We start from the raw sequence: 5,982 nt of genomic DNA on the forward strand, positions 1-5,982 counted from the left end.
TCGTCGGCAGCGTCAGATGTTTATAAGAGACAGTATAAGAACAATTAAAAATATTATGCTACACTAAAAAAGTAATTCTGATTTCACATTTCCTAATATTTTTTCTAAATGACCAGTATTTACTTTGGTTGCTCCATTTATTTTAACAAGTAAGAAAATTAACCCTACTATCCCAAAAATTGAAAACAATCCTGTAACTAATAAACCGCAATTGATCACAGTAATAAAATACGCTCGTTTACTCCACTTTTGTTTTCCAACTACATCAATTTTCACTTTATTTCCTTCTGTTCTAATCGAAAACGTAGTATTTGAGTTTATAATTTTCCCTACGCTTTTATATCTAAACTCTATTTCATTTCTATCTTCTCTAATAATTTTAATATCTGTTTCTCTCTTCATATTTATTTTAATAGTCTCCAGTAAATTGGAGCTTATTACATCTTTTTCTGTTTTGAAAACATCAGTAAGTACAATATCTTTTAGTTTAAACATTTTTCCTCCTGCTTTGAGTGTTTATTCCTAGTTGTTACTAGCTATTTTATATTAACTTTATATTAAAGTATATATAATTATGACTAAAATTATGACTAAAATTCCTCTTTATGAACTTCACCAGTAGTAGCATTCACATTGAACCAACCATAAGTTACTGTATGTCCGCCTTCTTCGTCGTCTTCGTATTGCACATTTGTATATACATGTATGACATACTCTTCAGCTTCAGCTTTATCCCCTTCGTATTCGCAGTAAACTTTAGAATTGTTGGTCAAGTTTAAACTATCTCTAACTTTGTTTTCTGCATCTTTAGGCGAGAGTTTTTGTATGCTGCTTTGAGCGGTTTGCTTTTGCTGCTCTTTTACTTGTTGCTCTTTTGCTTGTTGCTCTTTTGCTTGTTGTTGTTGTTGTTGTTGTTGTTGTTGTTGTTGTTGTTCTTGTTCTTTTGCTTGTTGCTCTTTTGCTTGCTGTTGCTTCTTTTGCTCCGCTGCTTTTTTCTGCTTTTCTTGTCGTTTTTCTTCTTCCACAGCTGCATTTTTCTCTTTTTCAAGCTTCTCTAACTGTTCCGTTACCTTTTGATTTTGTTCTTTTAAAATCTTATCTGAAGTTGTTTCTTGTTGTATTTTTGTCAATATTACCTTTGATTCATCAAATTTCTTTTCGCTTAGAAGGTCTTGCGCTGTTTGTAGTTCTTTATTATAATTCTCACGTTTATCCTTATATTGAGTGAGTGTTTCTTTCTCCTTCTTCGCTTCGTTTTTTACCGTCTCTAAACCATCTTTCATGGTTGCAACTTGATCGAATAACTTGATTGCATTGTCGATGTCGAGTTTCTCTTTTTCGGCCAGCGCTACTGCCATTTTGGATGCTTGCTTTTGCAAGGTTTGAACTTCCTCGTCCTTTTTTTCTTTTAATGCAATTTCAAATGAAGCGCTTGCATTTTCGTACTCCTTATTCGCCAGTGCTAATTTTCCCTGCTCTACCGCTTTATCGAATGTTTCGTTACTGCAACCGAATAATAAGGTTGCGATTAATAAAATAGAAATACTCATCAAGAATTTTTTCAAATTTCTCCCGCCTTTTCATCTGCTTTTTCTTTATGTAAAGATATATAGTTCGTTGGATATTTACTTTGTTCTCATTCGCCTCTTCTGACCTTATTTGAGATCTCCACCTACATCCGACATCTTATCATCTTCTCCATATCCATATTTTCGATCTTCTTCTAGGCGTTCGTGATAACTACGTCCCAGTTGATCGTCATACATCCGCACTGTTTGGCGATCTTTCCCCCACCGACGTGCATCATATGCACTATGTTCAATATCTCTACGAATCTCATCGTCTAATGCTTGTTGACGTTGTCGGTCTTGTTCCTGTAACCATGATGTTTCCTGATCTTCTCTTCTTGCATATTCTTCACGTTCTCGTTGATATTCAGCTTCTTCTTTTCTTCTTTGCTCTTCTTCGTATTCTCTCGTTTGAATTCTCATTCGATCTTTTTCTGCAAAGTATTCTTTACTTACCGCTAATTGTCGATCGGTCTCTTCAATGAAGTAATTAAACATCATGCTTACTGCATTGTCGAGTGTTGGTGCTTGTCCGCTCTCTAACTTATGGCGGACGTATTTCATTTTTTTAATTTGGTATGAAAATCCGTAAGAACCGCTTAATACGAATTCGAATTGAGGGTTTTGTTCTTTTAAGCGTTTATTCACAGCTTCTGTGTAATTGTATTGCTTTCTCCAATAATCATGACTCGGCTTTTGTTGAAATAGAATGCGATATTCTCGGTATTTAATTTCTTGTAACTCTTTTCTAATTTGCTCTTTACGTCGTTCAGCTTTTTTATCAAGTATTGAAGTAACAGGCATTCCAACAAACATAAAGAAGCCCCATATTAAAAACGCCAGTAGGGCATTTACAAAAAAGGAGAATGGGCTGATGACACACATTAAAAATAAAACCCCAACACTTAGTAAAGCGACGTGTTTATCAATATCAAAAGGTTTAACCATACCCAGCATGTCTTCGCTTCTCTTGTTGAATTCAGCTTCCGCCTTATTGTAACGTTTCTCCCAAGCTTCATCCTCTAGTTCTTTTTGACGTTCATCTTCTTCATATTCCTGTTGCAGTTCCTCGAGTTTTGGTAAAAGATCTTCGATGTCACAGATAATGTCTTGATTCTCTAATGAAATAGAATCATTGTTCGTGTTGTTCAAAAATTTATCCTCCTTTAGAATGATGTATCACAATTTGCACCCGAATAAGTATACATTAATATCCTTACATTTGGAACTATTTAATAAGTAGATATAGTAATATTTTTATTTTAAGGTGAACTCTGAGATCTTAGCTTGTTGGACATGGAATTTATTCCTTTTTTTCAACAAATAGCTATTTTTTTAGTTATCATATTTCAAACGAAGAAAGGGTGAAAGGGGTGAATTGAATGAATTGAATCATACAAAACAACACAATCTGTTATAAGAAATTTGAATTCAAGAAAAATTTTCTAAAAGGAAAGGAAACATGGTACGTTGGAATGAAAAAATATGTGGAGGTCGCAGCGATAGAACTCACTATCCATAAATATACTTTCTCGGCAGAAACGTTCTTTTGCTATTGTCCAGCTTATACGCCCCAAAAAATAGTTAAAGCAACTTTTCATATCCAACATTTTCAGACATATAATGCAAAAAATAACTTCTATATAAAAAAATAACTTATCCGTATACTCTCTATACAGATAAGTCTTATTTTCTAATAAACACTTTATGCAATCTCTTCCATTAAAGTACCATTAGGACAGGCCGTTAGGTTTTTCAAAAAAGTATTTTAGAGAAACTCAACAAAATTCTTTTTGAAAAAAACAAATTTTAAATATAACTATTCAAATGTAAGGTTATTTGTATATAATGCTATCGGGAGGTGATTTTTATGAAGATGTTAAAGAAATTGTTTGTTCGTTTCGCGGGTGTGACTACATGCCGTGAGTGTGGGACATTAAATTGGGATACGCACGAAACATGTGAAAACTGCGGAAGAGATTTATAGAATGAAGTAATTTTTCGTTATTGAATAGTTTTTAGGGGGACAACTTTTTGTCAGATAACTCACAGCAAGCATTGGATAAAAAAGAATTAAAAGAAGAACACTTTGATTATCTGAATATTAGAGCGATGTATACTGATTTGGGGTACATTGTCAAAGCCAAAAAAGAAATAGACAGTTTAGAAAGTGACTTAGAATCTGAATGCAATAAAATAAAAGAATATGAAGGTTTTATAGCTGACTTGAAATCTTCCTTTTTAAATCGGATTAAATATGGAAGAAAATACAATGAATATATCACAACGTTTACGAAAGAAATCAGTCGTCATTCTGAAAATAAAGCTATTATTGAAAAAGCTCTTGTGAAAAAGAATGATTGGTTGAAGTCTCTGCAAGCAGACCTCGACGAGGGAATAGCGAATACCAATGTTCCAGAAAAATACCTTACGTTAGAATGGTTAGAGATTTTTGATGGATATTTGGAAGAACACGGGACCATGTCGTTTAAGGAATGCTTAGCGCTCTATGAAGCTGAACATGTAAATTAGCACTTTTGTTTTTTTTAATAGTAAAAATTTATTTAAAAATTCGTACATAGAATCGGTAAGATTTTCGTCCTATACATTTCTTAAGCACGAGTGTGGCATTATACCGCACTCGTGCTTGTTATTTTCCTTGGAGTTGTCTATCCTGTTTTTTGGGGGATGAAAATTTGGATTTTTAGAGAGGTTTTATACTGTATGCATATGTGTTTAAGAAAGAGGGCACTCTCTTAAAAATAATTCTTATATTAACTGTTGTTTTGTTATTAGCTGGTGCTAGTGCTCACTTCTTTCTTTTGAAAGAGAAAGATAATGATAAAAAAGCTACTGAAGAAATTAATATGGCGAAATTAAAAGGATTAGTTGTAGAAATACCTGTGTGGATATTTACACTTTAGCTGGATACGGAGCAGCACAAGCAGTTCTAGGCCCACTGTTTACCTTCGCATCGTATTTAGGAATGGCTAGCATTGGATGGGAAGGGGTTATTGAAACAAAAATAGTGAATATAATTCATCACCAGGGCTAAGTTTTTCAATGACAAATCAGCAAATTAGATCTAATGATTTAGGAAATGCAATTATGCAAGTTAGTCGAAGGAATCGAAGTTGATATATAGGTTGTTTCATTTTGCGCAAAAGTTACGCATCTCAAATGCAATGCAAAAACTAGGGGTTAAATCACGTTCACAAGCAGTTGTTGAACTCCTTCGCAAGGGAGAGCCCGAATGATAAGAAAGCAGCCGACTTTTATATAAAGAGTCGGCTGCTTTTCTGTTTATTTAATACTCTAAGGATACACATCTTAAAGAATATAAGATATTTATGTTCAAAACACCTTGGTAATGGATTAGAGAAATGAGTTTGGGAAGTAGATTAATTTTAGTTAGAGAAGAAGAACTTAGAAAAACATCTAATCATATTATTAGTTTGAATGAAAAAATTAATATATCTTAGTATTTGATTCTATTGGAGTTGGCTTTGTTTGTCCCTTATTTTCCAATTGGAGAATAAGGGACAAAGTTTTATGAAGGAGTAAACTTAGACACCAAGTATGCAGTTTTTTACCATTCCCGCCATTCTTCTGTTATATCTTCTTCAGATTCTAAGCTAGCTATTCGTGCTCCTGCATCGATAAATTCATAGAGATCTTCTCTTTCCATTGTTTCGATAAAGTAGTCATATTCATCATTTAGTTCATTTATTTTAATAACTACCTCTTTAACAACTTGCATGATTTTGAGGTGGTACAGTAAAACTGGAACACAGTATAGAGATAAATTATTCTATATAAGAGGTGTTTCAGATGAAAAAACAGTATGATGAAATGTTTAAAAAACAATGTGTAGAATTGGTGGTTAAAGAAGGGCGTACAATTTCCAGTATCCAAAGAGAATTTGACCTAGGGAACGGAACCCTAAATGCATGGATAAAGAAATATTCTTCTCCACTTCTCGATAGTGAGGGAACTGATATGGCAGAACTACGTTCTTTACGAAGAGAAATCCAGGCTTTAAAAAAGGAAAATGAATTTCTAAAACATACTAAGATTAGTAGTACAGACCAAGGCATTGGTTTTGTACTACTATTTTTTTATAGTAGAAGTGAAGAAACGGTCGCGTCGCCTTTGGGATCTTGAATCCGTTTTTAAAACTGGCCGTCTTCACTTATCTCTTATTGAAATCAGTTTTTAGTATGTTGGTCCTTGAGATCGTGTATAAGAAATGGGAGTCGATAAGAATGAAGTGAAAACTTCAACCTTTAGTATATAAACATGTATAGCGGGAGGAACTGTATGAAACACGTCATTGCGTTTGATATTAGTATGGGTAAGAGTTATATGGTTATATATAATGCACAGAAGCAATGTGTATTTGAAGGGAATATAA

7 protein-coding genes and 3 pseudogenes are annotated in these 5,982 nt (G+C 33.5%); 6 read left to right on the forward strand and 4 right to left on the reverse strand.

Features of this window, described 5'->3' with window-relative positions; genetic code table 11:
• Positions 1–63: 63 nt before the first annotated feature.
• The 3 genes from JDS99_RS29535 to JDS99_RS29545 form a co-directional block, all read right to left on the reverse strand.
• Positions 64–495, reverse strand: coding sequence for a hypothetical protein (locus JDS99_RS29535; protein ID WP_199696321.1), 432 nt, complete (start codon positions 493–495; stop codon positions 64–66).
• 95 nt (positions 496–590) lie between these two features.
• Entirely contained in the window at positions 591–1,565 is a 975-nt protein-coding gene (locus JDS99_RS29540) for a hypothetical protein (RefSeq protein WP_199696322.1), read from the reverse strand.
• Positions 1,566–1,655: 90 nt separating this feature from the next.
• Entirely contained in the window at positions 1,656–2,720 is a 1,065-nt protein-coding gene (locus JDS99_RS29545) for a hypothetical protein (protein ID WP_199696323.1), read from the reverse strand.
• 882 nt (positions 2,721–3,602) lie between these two features.
• On the opposite strand from JDS99_RS29545, the gene JDS99_RS32190 reads away from it, so the two are divergent.
• The 4 genes and pseudogenes from JDS99_RS32190 to JDS99_RS32195 form a co-directional block, all read left to right on the forward strand.
• A complete protein-coding gene (locus JDS99_RS32190) occupies positions 3,603–4,100 on the forward strand; it encodes a hypothetical protein (RefSeq protein WP_235607968.1) in 498 nt (165 codons plus the stop codon).
• Positions 4,101–4,300: 200 nt separating this feature from the next.
• Positions 4,301–4,492 carry a hypothetical protein gene (locus JDS99_RS29555; RefSeq protein WP_199696324.1) on the forward strand — a complete coding sequence of 64 codons (192 nt, stop codon included), beginning with the start codon at positions 4,301–4,303 and terminating at the stop codon, positions 4,490–4,492.
• Positions 4,474–4,623 carry a hypothetical protein gene (locus tag JDS99_RS29560; protein ID WP_199696327.1) on the forward strand — a complete coding sequence of 50 codons (150 nt, stop codon included), beginning with the start codon at positions 4,474–4,476 and terminating at the stop codon, positions 4,621–4,623. The genes JDS99_RS29555 and JDS99_RS29560 overlap by 19 nt, the downstream gene beginning before the upstream one ends.
• Before the next feature lie 118 nt (positions 4,624–4,741).
• A pseudogene (locus JDS99_RS32195) lies at positions 4,742–4,825 on the forward strand (hypothetical protein); the annotation flags it as partial.
• A 332-nt stretch (positions 4,826–5,157) separates the two neighbouring features.
• On the opposite strand, the pseudogene JDS99_RS29570 reads toward JDS99_RS32195, so the two are convergent.
• A pseudogene (locus JDS99_RS29570) lies at positions 5,158–5,337 on the reverse strand (hypothetical protein); the annotation flags it as partial.
• 62 nt (positions 5,338–5,399) lie between these two features.
• On the opposite strand from JDS99_RS29570, the gene JDS99_RS29575 reads away from it, so the two are divergent.
• Both JDS99_RS29575 and JDS99_RS29580 read left to right on the forward strand, forming a co-directional pair.
• Positions 5,400–5,732, forward strand: a complete 333-nt coding sequence (locus JDS99_RS29575) for a transposase (RefSeq protein WP_242475801.1) — start codon at positions 5,400–5,402, stop codon at positions 5,730–5,732.
• A gap of 156 nt (positions 5,733–5,888) precedes the next feature.
• Positions 5,889–5,982: pseudogene (locus JDS99_RS29580) on the forward strand (transposase); the annotation flags it as partial.

It is taken from the genome of Bacillus cereus group sp. N6 (assembly GCF_016483705.1).
Lineage (GTDB): Bacteria > Bacillota > Bacilli > Bacillales > Bacillaceae_G > Bacillus_A > Bacillus_A wiedmannii.